6 protein-coding genes are annotated in these 14,351 nt (G+C 46.3%); all 6 read left to right on the forward strand.

Features of this window, described 5'->3' with window-relative positions:
- Positions 1 to 402 precede the first annotated feature (402 nt).
- The 6 genes from L0U89_RS11205 (at position 403) to L0U89_RS11230 (ending at position 14,350) form a co-directional block, all read left to right on the forward strand.
- On the forward strand, positions 403 to 927 hold the full coding sequence (locus L0U89_RS11205) for a nuclear transport factor 2 family protein (protein WP_234861610.1): 525 nt from the start codon (positions 403 to 405) through the stop codon (positions 925 to 927).
- A gap of 421 nt (positions 928 to 1,348) precedes the next feature.
- Positions 1,349 to 1,732 carry a response regulator gene (locus tag L0U89_RS11210; RefSeq protein ID WP_234861611.1) on the forward strand — a complete coding sequence of 128 codons (384 nt, stop codon included), beginning with the start codon at positions 1,349 to 1,351 and terminating at the stop codon, positions 1,730 to 1,732.
- Positions 1,733 to 1,735: 3 nt separating this feature from the next.
- Positions 1,736 to 5,638: a sensor histidine kinase gene (locus tag L0U89_RS11215; protein WP_234861612.1), complete on the forward strand. Its 3,903-nt coding sequence runs from the start codon at positions 1,736 to 1,738 to the stop codon at positions 5,636 to 5,638.
- Positions 5,639 to 5,650: 12 nt separating this feature from the next.
- On the forward strand, positions 5,651 to 6,034 hold the full coding sequence (locus L0U89_RS11220) for a response regulator (protein WP_234861613.1): 384 nt from the start codon (positions 5,651 to 5,653) through the stop codon (positions 6,032 to 6,034).
- 100 nt (positions 6,035 to 6,134) lie between these two features.
- Positions 6,135 to 13,214, forward strand: a complete 7,080-nt coding sequence (locus L0U89_RS11225) for an ATP-binding protein (protein ID WP_234861614.1) — start codon at positions 6,135 to 6,137, stop codon at positions 13,212 to 13,214.
- Positions 13,211 to 14,350, forward strand: a complete 1,140-nt coding sequence (locus L0U89_RS11230; RefSeq protein ID WP_234861615.1) for an FIST N-terminal domain-containing protein — start codon at positions 13,211 to 13,213, stop codon at positions 14,348 to 14,350. Before L0U89_RS11225 ends, L0U89_RS11230 begins: the two co-directional genes overlap by 4 nt.
- The last annotated feature ends 1 nt before the right edge of the window (position 14,351 follow it).

A 14,351-nucleotide genomic window follows, 5' to 3' on the forward strand; every position in this document is an offset into this window, starting at 1 on the left:
TCTTTTTTGACTTTAAAATTAACTTATCCACCGTTTTCAACAAGTTATCAGTCTCCCCCCGGACCCCCCTCATTGTTGATAACTATACCGCTATTCTTAGAATATTAACATTTCATAAATCTAAAGGCTGGCAAAGTAGGAAATCGTCACACCAAATACTTCCCCTATGCCGTCAGCGAGATTTTCGTTGCGGGTACCTGATTTTTGCGTGGCTTGCTGTATTTGATTTTTACATTCCCGTTGAACCACCTTTTGTTGTCTTTTGGCGGAAAACTTTTTGATATCATCGGGACAGAAACGGCATACTTTCGTCCTTAGGCCATTTGAATATCAATTACTTGATTGGAAATTAAACCAAGAATCAAGAGTGATTCATGATGTTTAACCTAACCTTTCCAAACTATGAAGATTTTTAAGACAGTGATGGCGTGTTTGCTTACTATGATGCTCATGCCAGTTATTTCCCACGCCCAGGAACCCGTAACGACCCTGGAATTTCAAAATGCGGCAAAAGCTTTGGAGGTGGTGCAGAAATACACCAAAGCACTTCAGGCCGGAGATGTAGCCACCATGACAGCACAATTGGCGCCCGGAGCCATGGTCTATGGTTTGGGTGGTGGCTTGGATTCACTCAATGTGTCCCAGCACAAAGACTACTATACTAACAGCACAAATCAGTTCAAACACACGCTTTCGCAGGAACTTTATCTGCCCGTCAAAGTCACCAACAATTGGAACGAGGGCGAATGGGTCCTGTCTTGGGGCGTAAATACGGTTCAAAACAAGGCCACGGGCAAAACGACAAGGATCCCCTATCATACCGCAGGCCTGATTGTCAATGGCAAGATCGCTAGGTTACATTATTGGTATGACATGCTAAATGTCCTGAGGGGGCAAGGTTATGAAATAAAACCACCTTCCAATTGAGACTTTTTTTGTTGAAGACGATTGACTTTTTTCAGGCATTTGGAAATTGATTTTTCCAAGTGCCTTCATTTTTTTGATAGTGCTGAGTATCGAAAATCAGCATTTATTCTTTTATGGGAGCTTTGGCTATACTTTTTAGATTTTAAAGCCGGAAAGAAATCACCTGCATTCGGAAAGAAATACAGCACTTTGGTCCAAGATCGGTTTTGGGATTGTCTCATTCTCCTAATTTATATCTTAAAGTGCATGCCTCTCTCGGTACGACTCCAAGATGGCGTTCCACAAATCAATATTTATGTCTACCGAGTGCTAAAATCGCTTGGAAATGAGTAAATTATAAAGGGATTTTAAACTAATCTATTTCAACATCAACGAGCGATTACTGGTATGCATCAAGCTTGAATTTTAAACCCAAAAAGAAATGAAATTTTTGATTGTAGATGATGAAAGAGACGTGGAGATGCTGTTTCGGCAGAAGTTCCGCAGGGAAGTCCGAGATGGCTTGTTTGAATTGGAATTTGCCTTTTCGGGCAATGAAGCCCTAGAACTCCTGAGGAGTCATCTTCCTCCCGAGGTGATGTATATTTTTTCGGACATCAATATGCCGGGTATGACAGGATTTGAGCTCTTGGAAAAAGTGAAAGCCGAGTTTCCAGCAATTCAGGTAAGCATGATTTCAGCCTACGGTGATACCGAAAACCACGACAAAGCCATCAAGTCCGGAGCGAAAGAGTTTTTCACCAAACCCATTGATTTTGATTCCCTAAAGGCAGAGCTGCAAGAAATCCTCGACACCAACCAATAACACATGAACCCAGGCAAGCAAATAATCCGAGCTTTAACCATCGTTCTTTCCCTATTCCTGAATCTCGCCCAAGCGCAAACCATTGAAACACAGTTTGTTTCCGTTTCAGAAGGGCTGGCATCGCCTTTTGTGCGGGATGTAATCCAAGACAGCTATGGCTTGATTTGGGTGGCGACCAACAACGGGGTCCAAAAGTATGATGGGCTGAAATGGGAGACTTTCAAAAACATCCCCGGGAAATCCACCAGCATCCAAAGCATCAATGCCTGGGGACTCGAGGAAGATGCAGAGCGCAACATCTGGGTAGCCAACGAACGAGGAGTTTCCAAATATGATCGCATCAGGAACGTTTTTGTCAATTACGATTTCGAGAAGGAATTTGCCTTGTATGAAGGCGCTGGACGGACTTTCAATGTTTTTATTGATTCGGAGAATAGGGTATGGGCGACGACGCAGTACGTTGATTTGGTCCTTTTTGATCCCGAATCGGACAAGTGGGTATATCCAAAATATGAAATACCAAATATCAAGGAGCCGACACATAATGGGATGTCATTGGCGTTTGCGGAGGACAAAGGTGGCGGGTTGTGGTTTGGCTCTTTCATCCACGGACTGATGTACCGTCCCAAGAATGGCGATGCCTTTAGGCCCGCAGGACTGAATAATCAACCTACTTCATTTTTTTCCGATCCTGAAAACAGCATTACCGCGCTTTTTTCCGATCCAAGCGGAGTACTTTGGATGACCACGCTGCAGGGAGTCTACAAGTATTATCCAAAAGAGGGGATACTCAAAACGATCAAGGAGTATGATTTCGGAGCAAGAGAAGCGAGTTCCAATTGGAACAGGATACTCGCGGACAAAGAGGGCAACGTATGGATTTCCAACAACAATCACGGGATGCTGAGATTCGAGGGGCATTCGGATAATTACCAGGAGATCGCGCTTTCAGATAGCCGGAGGCTAAACAGTGGTGGATGGGAAATTATCCTCACTGATTTCATGATTGACAAATCGGGGATTTTTTGGTTTGGAAGTTCGACCAAGGGACTCATCAAATACAATCCTGTCAGTAAGCCTTTCGTCTATTTTTCACATGATGAATCCAATCCAAATAGCATCAGTCCAAATGGCGTATATGGACTCTTGGCTTCCAAGGCACGTCCGGGCATCGTGTATGTCGGTACCCGAGGCGGCGGAGTCAACGCATTCGATCCCCAAAAAAGGACTTTTTCCAAAATTACTTACAAGTCTTTCAACGATATGTTTGGAGGATCAGCAAGGAGCATAGCGGAGGATGCAGATGGGTCGCTTTGGGTCGGAACATGGGGAGACGGACTGATCAAGTTGGATCGAAATTTCAGGGAGGAAAAGCGCTATGTCTATGACCCCGCAGCCGGTACCGGAATTTCCAACAACCAGATCAGGGTAATCAAAAAGTCTAAGGAGGGAAAACTTTGGCTTGGGACCAATAATGGTCTGAATATCCTTGATCCAAAATCCGGGGAAGTCATCCGCATTCCCAGTACCTATTCCCGGCCCTATTCGGACGAAGTGATCGAGTTAGTCAGGGAACTTTTGGGCTCTGACAAAAAGGTCGGCAGCATCGAGGAAGCGACTGACTTCGCGGATGAAACTGCACCGTTTACAATCACCGAACCGGGAGAATATCTGCTTGTGTGTGTTGGGGAAGGGGATTTTCGGAGCATGGCGGATTACGGTTGGCTGGAAGATGAAAACAACGACACGATTGCGAATTTTCAGAATTTCCAAAAGAGTTTCTATGCCGGTGGACATGCTAAGAATAGGATAATTATCGAGCCGCTGAATTTGAATCCTGGCGCATATAAATTGCGGTACCGTGCAGATGATAGTCATAGTTGGGACAAATGGAACGAGGATCCACCTACCGAGATCCCACTATATGGGATCGCCTTGTTCAATTTATCTGACGAAAAGGTTTCCGGCAATCTTTCTGGATTATTGACCAAAGACAGTGATGAGGCTGTGGTATCAGGCTCAAGTGTCACGGCAATCGAGCACGGTACGGAGTATGTCTGGATTGGCACCAATCCTGATGGGCTTAATCGTTATGATTCCAAGACCAAGACGTTCCGCTATTATTTGCATGATCCTGAGAATCCAAATTCGCTGAGCAATAATACGATCACGGGCCTATTGGAGGACAAAAATGGGATACTTTGGATCACCACCAATGTTGGCTTGAACAAGTTTGACCCAAAAACCGAGACTTTTACGAGATATACCGATGAAGATGGATTGCCCACCAACCTGACGGAAGCGATCGTGGCCGGCGAAAATGGGGAGATGTGGATTTCTACCCAAAACGGGCTATCCCAAATGGTCACCAACGAAGCGCTAGGTAAAATCACTTTTATCAACTACAACTCGGAAGATGGCTTGGGAGGTGACACTTTTCTTTCGCTGGCGGGAGTAAGGACTCCTGATGGTAGATTTTACTTCGGAGGAGACCATGGTCTGACTTCCTTTGGAAACATTACTGCCAACAATACGCCTCCTTCACTTATTCTATCAAGTTTCTTGGTTTCCAACAAGTCGATCTATGATATGCGCGATGAATCGGACCTTCAGACCGATCTCGCCCAACTCGAACAGATCACGCTCAAACATGACCAAAATGCCCTCAGCTTTGAGTTTGCAGCCTTGCACTTTGCCAATCCCAAGAAAAACCAACTTGCCCATATGTTGGAGGGATTTGATGCCGACTGGATTTATGACAACCGGAATTTTGCTTCCTATACCAACCTTGAACCGGGAGAATACACCTTCAAGATCCGAGGTTCCAATGCCGACGGGATTTGGAATGAAGAAGGGAAATCCATCCGTATTGAGATACTGCCTCCCTGGTGGCGTACTTGGTGGGCATACTTCGGCTATGGGTTGGTTTTAGTTTTGGGCGTATTTTCTGTTGACAGATTCCAGCGGAAGAGGCTTCTCCAAAAGGAACGGGAGCATGCGCGAGACCAAGAACTCAAACATGCCAAGGAAATCGAGGTCGCCTACGAAAACCTGAAAGCGGCCCAAAACCAATTGGTACAACAGGAAAAACTCGCCTCACTGGGACAGTTGACAGCGGGCATTGCCCATGAAATCAAAAACCCCTTGAATTTTGTCAATAATTTTTCCGACCTGAGCGAAGAGCTAATCGAGGAATTGGAGGAGGCGCTTTCGAAAGGAGATACGAAAGAAGCCAACCAAATTGCCGCCGATATCAAGCTGAACCTCCAAAAAATCCACGAGCATGGCAGTCGTGCCGATCGGATTGTGAAATCGATGCTACTGCACTCCCGCGGTTCAGATGGCAAAAAGGAACCAACCGATCTGAATCAATTGCTGCGGGAATACACCAACCTGGCCTTCCACGGGATGCGTGCCGGCAAAAATCCCATCAATGTGGATATCCAATTTGATCTGGATGAAAGTCTAAAACCAATCCCGCTGATAGGGGAGGATTTTAGTCGCTTGGTTGTGAATCTAGCCAACAACGCCTTTGATGCAATGAGGGAGAAACTGTCCAAGACGCAAAACCTGCCTACCGGCCAGCCAGGCGCAAGACACAAGATGCAAGAAGCGTTGCCAACACATGCGGGTGAAAATGGAAAACCTGAATACCTGCCGACGCTGCGTGTGTCCACAAAATTACGTGATGGGAAAATTGAAATTGTGTTTGAAGATAACGGCCCTGGTATTCCCGAGGAGATTAAGGACAAAATCCTGCAGCCATTTTTTACCACCAAAAAGGGAACAGAGGGGACAGGACTTGGGCTGAGTATCACCAATGACATTATCAAGGCACACGGTGGCACATTGGACATTGACTCAGAGGCGAATAAGTACAGTAGATTTAAAATAACACTAACATAAACAATTAGTCATATGAAATTTTTGATTGTAGACGATGAAAGAGACGTGGAGATGCTGTTTCGGCAAAAACTCCGTCGAGAAATCCGGGAGGGTTTGTTTGAATTGGAATTTGCTTTTTCGGGCAACGAGGCCTTGGAAAAGCTACGCTCCCATAATCCGCCAGAGGTGCTGTACATTTTTTCGGATATCAACATGCCCGGGATGACGGGACTGGAATTGCTGGAGAAGGTAAAGACCGAATTTCCCACTATCCAAGTCAGTATGATATCAGCCTATGGAGACAGCGAAAACCACGACCGCGCGATGAGTTCGGGCGCCAAGGAGTTTTTCACCAAACCCGTGGATTTCGATACAATCAAGGCCGAGATGCATCAGATTCTGACGGGGTCGAAGTAATTGCTTCGACTAATTTGATCCGGATGCCCAATCGAGCGATCCAAGATATATATGAGAGAAACCTTGTCGGTTTTTCAAGCAGAATTGCCCAAAAGCCAATATGAAACAACGCCAAACAGACGCCGAGACTGAAGCCCTTCGCGTATATCAAAAGTACTGGGAAAGTTACCTCGGGGGAGACCTTGAGGCCTTTTCTTCCACGATTGATGACCGCCTCGAAATGATCGGCACCTCGGAAGGGGAGGTCTGTCATTCCAAAGCCGACGGGATTGCATTTTATAAGGCCCAAATGGCCGAGGTCGTGGGCAAAGTGGAAATGCGAAACCGCCAAAACACTTCCATCTGGCTCGATCCACTGGTGCTGATCAACGAAGCCTGCGATATCTATGTCAATACCGATGAAGGCTGGAATTTTTACTCCAAACTCCGGCTGTCTACACTTTTGAAAGAAACAAGCGAAGGCTGGAAGATCGTGCAGCAGCATGGTTCCCTTCCCGATATGCGTGTCGGGGATGGAGAGACCATAGCGATCGAGAAAATCAGCAAAGAGAACCTGGAACTACGCGACGCCATCAACCGGAGGACTATCGAACTGGAACAAAAAAACCGGGAGCTTGAGGTAGAAGCAGCGTTGGAAAGGGTTCGTGCCAGAACAATGGCGATGCAAAAATCCGAAGAATTGGGTGAGGTAGCCACGGTTTTGTTTAGTGAGTTGAATTCGCTGGTTGACGATCTTTGGACTTGCGGCTTTGTTTTCTGCGAAGAAAACCGCCCCGAAGATGAATGGTGGCTTAGCCTTGCCAATGGCTTAATCCAGCCATTTTTCTTGCCAAATGTGGGGGATTTTACACATGAAACCCTCTATAAGGGTTGGAAAAATGGTGAAGCCTACCGTACAGTCACGTTAGAAAATGAAATGCTGCGGGAGCACTATGACTGGCTGATGGAAATCCCCATTGCCAGGCAGATCTTTGATGAGATGGAAGGCTCTGGCATTCCACGTCCAAACTGGCAACGCCTGCATGCCGCGTATTTTAAGACTGGGTATTTGGTCGTCATCACAGAAATCCCCTGTAAGGAGGAGGAAATTTTCAAGCGCTTCGCCCAGGTGTTTGATTTGACCTACACCCGCTTCCTTGATCTCCAAAAAGCCGAAGCACAGGCAAGGGAGGCTGAAATACAACTGGCATTAGAACGTGTACGGGCCCGGAGTCTCGCCATGCATCATACCTCCGAACTACAGGAAGTGGTGAACATTGCTGCACAGCAATTACATGGAATCGGAATGGATATCGACGGGGGCGTATTTATCTGTATCAATGCCGAGATTGATGAGGATCTCACCATATGGGCATCAGGAGGTATGGCCGACTACGTGCAAAAAGTCGTGGCACCCGTATTGGATAAACCGATCTTCACGCAGATCCGGGATGCGATTCGAAAAGGCAACAGTTTCCTAGTCGAAAGATTCAGCGACAACGAAAAGCTGGAAATGTTTGCCCACTTATTCCAATTCCAACCTTGGAAAAGCTTGCCAAGTGAACGAAAGGACGAGCTGATGTCTCGGAGAGGAGGGTTTGCCAGATCGGTTGTGATTTCCCACTATACTAGCATCTCTATCACCAACCATCACGGCAAGGCCTTTTCGGAATACGAAAACGAAGTTCTAATACGGTTCGGGAAGGTCTTTGAGCAATCATATACCCGCTTTCTCGACTTACAAAAAGCCGAAGCCCAGGCAAGAGAAGCGCAGATTGAAAGCGCCATGGAACGCATCCGGGCAAGGGCCATGGCAATGCATTCTTCATCCGAACTGCTTGAAGTGGCGCAGGTGCTTCGGGAGCAGATGGGATGGCTTCATCAGCCCGACCTTGAAACTTCGGCCGTTTTGATTTATCATGAGGACCAAAAATCATGGGATTCCTGGTATGCATTTCGACCCACACAGGATTTTAAGGGAGTGATCCGTAACGGTATTGCCACTTTTAATAAAGATGACTGTAGATTTACAAGAGAGATTGCTCGGCGCTTTCAGTTGCCGGAAAAGGATTACACCCTTGCCTTGAGTGGTGCAGAGAGGGAAGAATGGATTGTAGTATTGATGAAGGCTGCGCCAGAGATTGCCGAAAATGCCCTGGCCAATGAAACCGTTAATTTTGATACTACTTATTTCCACTTCTCCGATTTTAGCGGGGGTTCTCTCTTAACGGTTACATACCATTCTCCTTCAGAAGAGATCAAATCATTGCAGCGGAGGGCGGCATCCGTTTTCGACTTGGCCTACAGGCGCTTCCTAGACCTCCAAAAAGCCGAAGCCCAGGCAAGGGAATCTCAAATTCAGTTAGCCATGGAGCGGGTAAGAGCAAGGACAATGGCGATGCAAAAGAGTAGTGAGTTGCCCGAAGCGGCTAACTTGCTTTTTCAACAAGTTCAATCACTGGGCATGCCCGCATGGAGCGCGGGCTATTGTACCTGGGATGATGATGAAAAATCATACGTTACGCTTTGGATGAGTAGTGAGGGTGTTTTGCAGCCACCCTTCTCTGCCCCGACTACAGAAGACCAATTGTTTATCCAGATGAGGGTAGGCGCTGAAGAAGGCAAGGATCTCCACGTGGTTGATCTGGGAGGAGAAGAATTGGAGCAGCATTATCGGTACATGCGGGGACTGCCTGTCGTGGGAGAGATTTTGGATTCCATTATTGAAGCAGGGCATCCATTACCCACCTTTCAGATCATGCATCAGGCTTATTTCTCAAAAGGGTTTCTGCTTTTTATTACCTATGAACCAGTTCCGGAATCACATGGTATTTTCAAGCGTTTTGCCAAAGTCTTCGACCAAACTTACACCCGCTTTCTTGATCTCCAAAAAGCCGAAGCACAGGCCCGCGAAGCCGAAATACAATTGGCGCTGGAGAGGGTGCGTGCAAGGGCCCTGGGCATGCACTCCTCGAACGAATTACCTGAAGTAATGTCGTTGCTGTTTCAGCAGTATGATGCGCTTGGAATAAAACCTGTTGTTGCGAATCTAAACATCATTCACCTCGAGAAAAATACATTTACACATATTTCTACGCTTAAGGGCGGTGGCACGGTGCTGCAACAACAGGAAATTTCTCTCGATGCCTCACCTGTATGGAAGACTGTTGTAGAGGATTGGAAAAAAGATAAAAGCCTAACTGTTTCTAAAATATTCTATCCACTAGATGTGATTCCAGGCATCCTCGAAATTTTTCATGAGATAAGATCAGCAATGCCTGAGGCACATAGACCAGAACTTGAAGATTTTCCAGAGGGGATGTTTCAGGTTTCTGTAAATTGTCAATTTGGCACCTTCGGCTTTTTGCACTCACGCGATGCCAATGAAGAAGAGTCGTCTATTCTTGTTCGCTTTGCCCTGGAATTTGAAAGAATGTATCAGCGCTTTCTTGAACTTCAAAAAGCAGAGGCTCGATCAAGAGAGGCCGAGATCGAGTTAGGCGTGGAAAGAGTAAGAGCAAGGGCGCTGGCTATGCATCAGTCAAAAGAAATAAGTGACTTGGCTGATACATTGCGCCACGAATTAGTCGCGTTAAAACTTCCGGTTGCTGCCGCCACCTTTTGTCTTAAAAGAGAAGATGGTAAAATTGGGTATTGGGACATCACATCAACTGTTGAATCTAAAGGAGGATATTACTTCAACAATGATTTTGTGTTAGACCTTGATGATGCAAGTCCCCAGGACTGGATTAGCAGAATCTGGGAACCTCAACAAAAATATTTTGTGATTATGCAGGATAAAGCCGATCTGCAGCGAACTGTTGCGTGGGTCCGGAAATATAGTCCTGAATATGCTGATATGGCCGAGCGAATGTTGATAGAGAACAACATAAAACAGGTTTGGCATCCCACCGTGTCGCTAGAGCATGGGAGATTGACGCTGGATATGGGGCAACTACCCCCTGCAGAAACAGAAACGATTCTGGTAAAGATGGGGGCTGCATTCGATTTGGCTTATAAGCGTTTCCTTGATCTGCAAAAAGCCGAAGCCCAGGCAAGGGAAGCACAGATAGAAGCAGCACTGGAACGGGTACGCAGCCGCACCATGGGTATGCAAAAGAGTTCCGAGCTCAACGAGGTGGCGTTTGTGCTCTTTGAACAGATAAGATTACTGGGCGGACAACTTTGGGGTACAGGCTTTGCCCTCTGCGATATGCCGGAAGGCGAGGATGAATTTTGGTTTGCCAATGAAATGGGTGTGATGCCCCCGGTGAGTATACCAAATACCGAAGACGATGTACATGTTGCCATGCTGCAGGGCTGGAAGAAACACAAGGATTATCTCTCATCACAGAAAGAAGGGGAAGCGCTGGTAGCACATTACCGGTACCTCTATTCGCTGCCCCAAATGAAGGCCTTCTTCGATCCAATGCTGTCAGCAGGTTTCGAATTTCCCACCTGGCAGCAATGGCACGCCGCCTATTTTTCAAAAGGCTACCTGCTCATCATTACGACAAAACCTTATACTGAGCCTGATATTCTCAGGCGCTTTGCCAAAGTGTTTGATCAGACCTACACCCGTTTCCTCGACCTCCAAAAAGCGGAAGCACAGGCACGCGAAGCGCAGATCGAAGTAGCTGTGGAAAGAGTGCGGGCCAAAGCATTGGCTATGCATAAATCAGAAGAGATCATTAGCGTGAATAAAGTGCTGATGCAAGAGCTTGGTAAACTACAAATACCAGGAGTGATTTCTACTACCATTTACCAGAAAGAGGAAGATGGCAGGATTCGCTTTTGGGACCTCACCGCCATGGAAGAGACTGAAGATGGCGAGCCACTCATCATGGATCAGTATTTGCGCTTGGAAGAGTGCCCCGACTTCCTCTGGTTTCAGCGCATGTTCCGGTCGAAAGAAAAGTACTCGATTGTTGAACAGGATCGGGATGAGTTAAAGCGGTCTTTGGAGTGGGTCAGGCAATCTGTTAATGAGGAAGTGGCTTCGTCAATGATCGCATTTTTTGAAGAAACCAATTCCTGGCATATTTGGCATCCACGGGTGCTGCTCGATCAGGGCATCATGAATATTGATCTTATCCAATCCCCGCCTGCTGAAGTGGAGACGATCCTGATCAAAATGGGTGCGGCATTCGATCTTGCACATAAACGCTTCCTCGATCTGCAAAAAGCAGAAGCACAGGCAAGGGAATCGCAGATAGAAGCGGCATTGGAAAGAGTTCGTTCTAGAACAATGGCCATGCAGCGAAGCGAAGAACTGCCTGAAGTAGCAGGTCTTCTTTTCCAACAGGTGAAAGCATTAGGCGTGCCTCAATTTCATTGCGGTTTCAACATTTTTGAAATTGATGATAAGGAATGTACATGGTATCCCGGAAGTGCTGACGGTGATATTCTTCCACCCTGCAAAATTCCGTTAACGGAACATCCGATTTTTATGAACTTCATCGAATCAAGAAAGAGAGGCGACGAACTTTGTATATATGAAAAGGAAGGCGAATATCAAGCTGGCCATTACAGGTATATGTTATCACTTCCAGTTTTGGGAGAGATATTGCAAAATATGTTGGATGCCGGCATCCCATTTCCAACTTTTCAAATAGATCATCTTGCAAATTTTTCACACGGCAACCTGCTTTTCATTACTTCTGAGCATTTTCCTGAAATGCATGATACTTTCAAACGCTTCGCCAAAGTTTTTGAACAAACCTACACCCGCTTCCTAGACCTTCAAAAAGCTGAAGCCCAGGCCAGGGAAGCGCAGATTGAAGCGGCATTGGAAAAGGTTCGTTCGCGCACCATGGCCATGCAATCTTCCGAGGAACTGGCAGATGCGGCCTACGTACTATTTGAGCAGCTGAAGTCGCTGGGCGTCACCCACGAGCGCATCAATATCGGTATCGTCAACGAAGACTACCAAACGATTGACTTTTGGATCACCGAACAGGGCGGGGATAAACTGAACACCAAATTCTCTGGCCGCATTTCTGAGCCTACGACGCTTTCCAAAGCCTATGCAGCGTGGAAGCATGGGGAGAAATCCCTGATGATTGATTTGCAAGGGGAGAAGTTGAAAAGCTGGTTATCCTATCTGAGCGATGAAATCAAAATCCCATTTAACAAATCTTTCCTGCACGACAGACGCGTGCAGACTGCGGGTTTCTTTTCGAAAGGAATGCTCATTTTGACAAGTCCCGAACCCTTGCAGCAAGAGGCCTTGTACCTTTTGGAGAAGTTTGCTGGCGTGTTCGATTTGACTTACACCCGCTTTTCCGATTTGAAATTGGCAGAGGCTCAGGCCCTTCAGGCCGAGAAGGATTTGATTGAAATCAAGATCGCAAGGAAAAATGCGGAAGATGCCCTCGCCGAACTCAAATCCACCCAAGCCCAACTGATCCAACAAGAAAAACTCGCCTCACTAGGTCAGCTTACCGCAGGCATTGCCCATGAGATCAAGAACCCGCTGAATTTTGTCAATAACTTTTCGGAGGTGTCGATAGAGATGATCGGGGAGGTAATAGATTCAAGACTCAAGACACAAGATACAAGACCCAAGACGGAGGCCGATGAAATTGAGGATGAGATTTTGGAGGATATAAAAGCCAACTTGGAGAAAATCCACGAGCATGGTTCGCGTGCCAATGGCATCGTGACGTCTATGCTTCAGCATTCCCGCGGAGGTTCGGGCAAGAAGGAACCCACCGACCTCAATGCCCTGATCAAGGAATATGTCAACCTGAGTTTTCACGGCATGCGGGCCGGCAAGAACCCGATCGATGTGGAGATTGCCTTGGAATTGGATGATACGATCAAGGAGATTCCCTTAGTCAGGGAGGATTTTACGAGGGTGATTATTAACCTGTGCAATAATGCCTTTGATGCCATGCGGCAAAAATTCAATTCAGAATTGAAAATTATGAATTCTGAATTATACCACCCCAAACTCACCGTCCACACCAAATCCGAAAAGGACCATATCCTCATTTCAGTCGAGGACAATGGCCCAGGCATTCCCGATGAAATCAAGGACAAAATCCTGCAGCCTTTCTTCACCACCAAAAAAGGAACCGAAGGAACGGGGCTTGGGCTGAGCATTACGCATGATATCGTGAAGGCGCATGGGGGGGGATTGGAAATCGAAACCGCAATAAACAAAGGGACCAATTTTACAATCAGGCTAAACAGATGAAAGCAAAATCAATCCAAGGAAAAACACCTTCAGAAATTCAGAAAGCTTTGGAGAAAAGTATAAGCGAGGGTTTCAGTCCTAATCTGGCCATCATCATGATAAGCAACATGGAAGAAGCTGAAGCGTTCCGGACCATTTTTGGGGAAAAAGGTATTGCAATCTTCGGAATCACAGCACCCCAAAAATTTTCCGAAGACGGAATTACAGAAGATGATATCCTCGTGATGCTCATGGATATTAAACCAGAGAATTTCAAAATAGTGTTAAACGATTATGAAGGATCGTCTGCCTATGAAGCCGCATATAATGCCGGTGTAGCTGGTAAGAACGCTTTTAAGAATCCGGGCTTCATTATTTCACCAATAGACTTCAGGGTTTCCAACGATGAACTGATCAGAGGATTGACGGATGCGGCGGGCCATGATGCCATGATTGCGGGTGGCGGTGCCGGTAATCCGGCTGACTTTTCAGGGGTCGTTTTTACCAATGGTGCGTCAAGTAAAGGGGGCTTGCTCGCACTCATTATTGATCAGGACAAAGTTTCGATAAGCGGTTTGGCAGTTTCAGGATGGAAGGCAATAGGGACAAGCAAAAAAATCACGAAATGTGAAGGCGACTGGGCGCTCACCATTGAAAATGAACCGGCGATGCATGTCATTCAAAGATTCTTAGGGAATGATATAGTAAGGAATAATTCAGAAGGAAGTGGATTTATTCCAACAGACCTTGGCTATCCGTTACAGTTTGAGAGAGCATCAGGGAATGCAATTATGAAACCTGCGCTCTTTTTTAATCCAGCCGACCAGTCCGTCATGATTGCAGGTGGTGTAAAAGAAGGAGATAATTTCCGTTTTTCCCTGCCACCGGATTTTGATGTGATAGACAAAGTGGTGGAAACCACCAGGATGTGTAAAGAAAAGGAGATGCCGGATGTAGATGTGTTATTTGTTTTTTCATGCGTGGGAAGATTAGGGACTTTTGGGCCTTTGATCTCCACAGAAATAGAAGGGCTGGCATCTACCTGGGGCAAACCCATGATAGGCTATTTCTCCTTGGGAGAATTTGGAAAATTGGATGAAGGTCGCTGTGAATTCCAGGGGACAACGGTGAGCTGGGTAGCATTAAAAGAAAATTAAA

The organism is Mariniradius sediminis, assembly GCF_021491425.1.
Taxonomy (GTDB): Bacteria; Bacteroidota; Bacteroidia; order Cytophagales; family Cyclobacteriaceae; genus Mariniradius; species Mariniradius saccharolyticus.

What these genes read in the sequence shown, in the direction of transcription:
- L0U89_RS11205 (WP_234861610.1), top strand. Translation starts at nt 403, where the DNA reads ATGAAGATTTTTAAGACAGTGATGGCGTGTTTGCTTACTATGATGCTC.
- L0U89_RS11215 (WP_234861612.1), top strand. Translation starts at nt 1,736, where the DNA reads ATGAACCCAGGCAAGCAAATAATCCGAGCTTTAACCATCGTTCTTTCC.
- L0U89_RS11210 (WP_234861611.1), top strand. Translation starts at nt 1,349, where the DNA reads ATGAAATTTTTGATTGTAGATGATGAAAGAGACGTGGAGATGCTGTTT.
- L0U89_RS11230 (WP_234861615.1), top strand. Translation starts at nt 13,211, where the DNA reads ATGAAAGCAAAATCAATCCAAGGAAAAACACCTTCAGAAATTCAGAAA.
- L0U89_RS11225 (WP_234861614.1), top strand. Translation starts at nt 6,135, where the DNA reads ATGAAACAACGCCAAACAGACGCCGAGACTGAAGCCCTTCGCGTATAT.
- L0U89_RS11220 (WP_234861613.1), top strand. Translation starts at nt 5,651, where the DNA reads ATGAAATTTTTGATTGTAGACGATGAAAGAGACGTGGAGATGCTGTTT.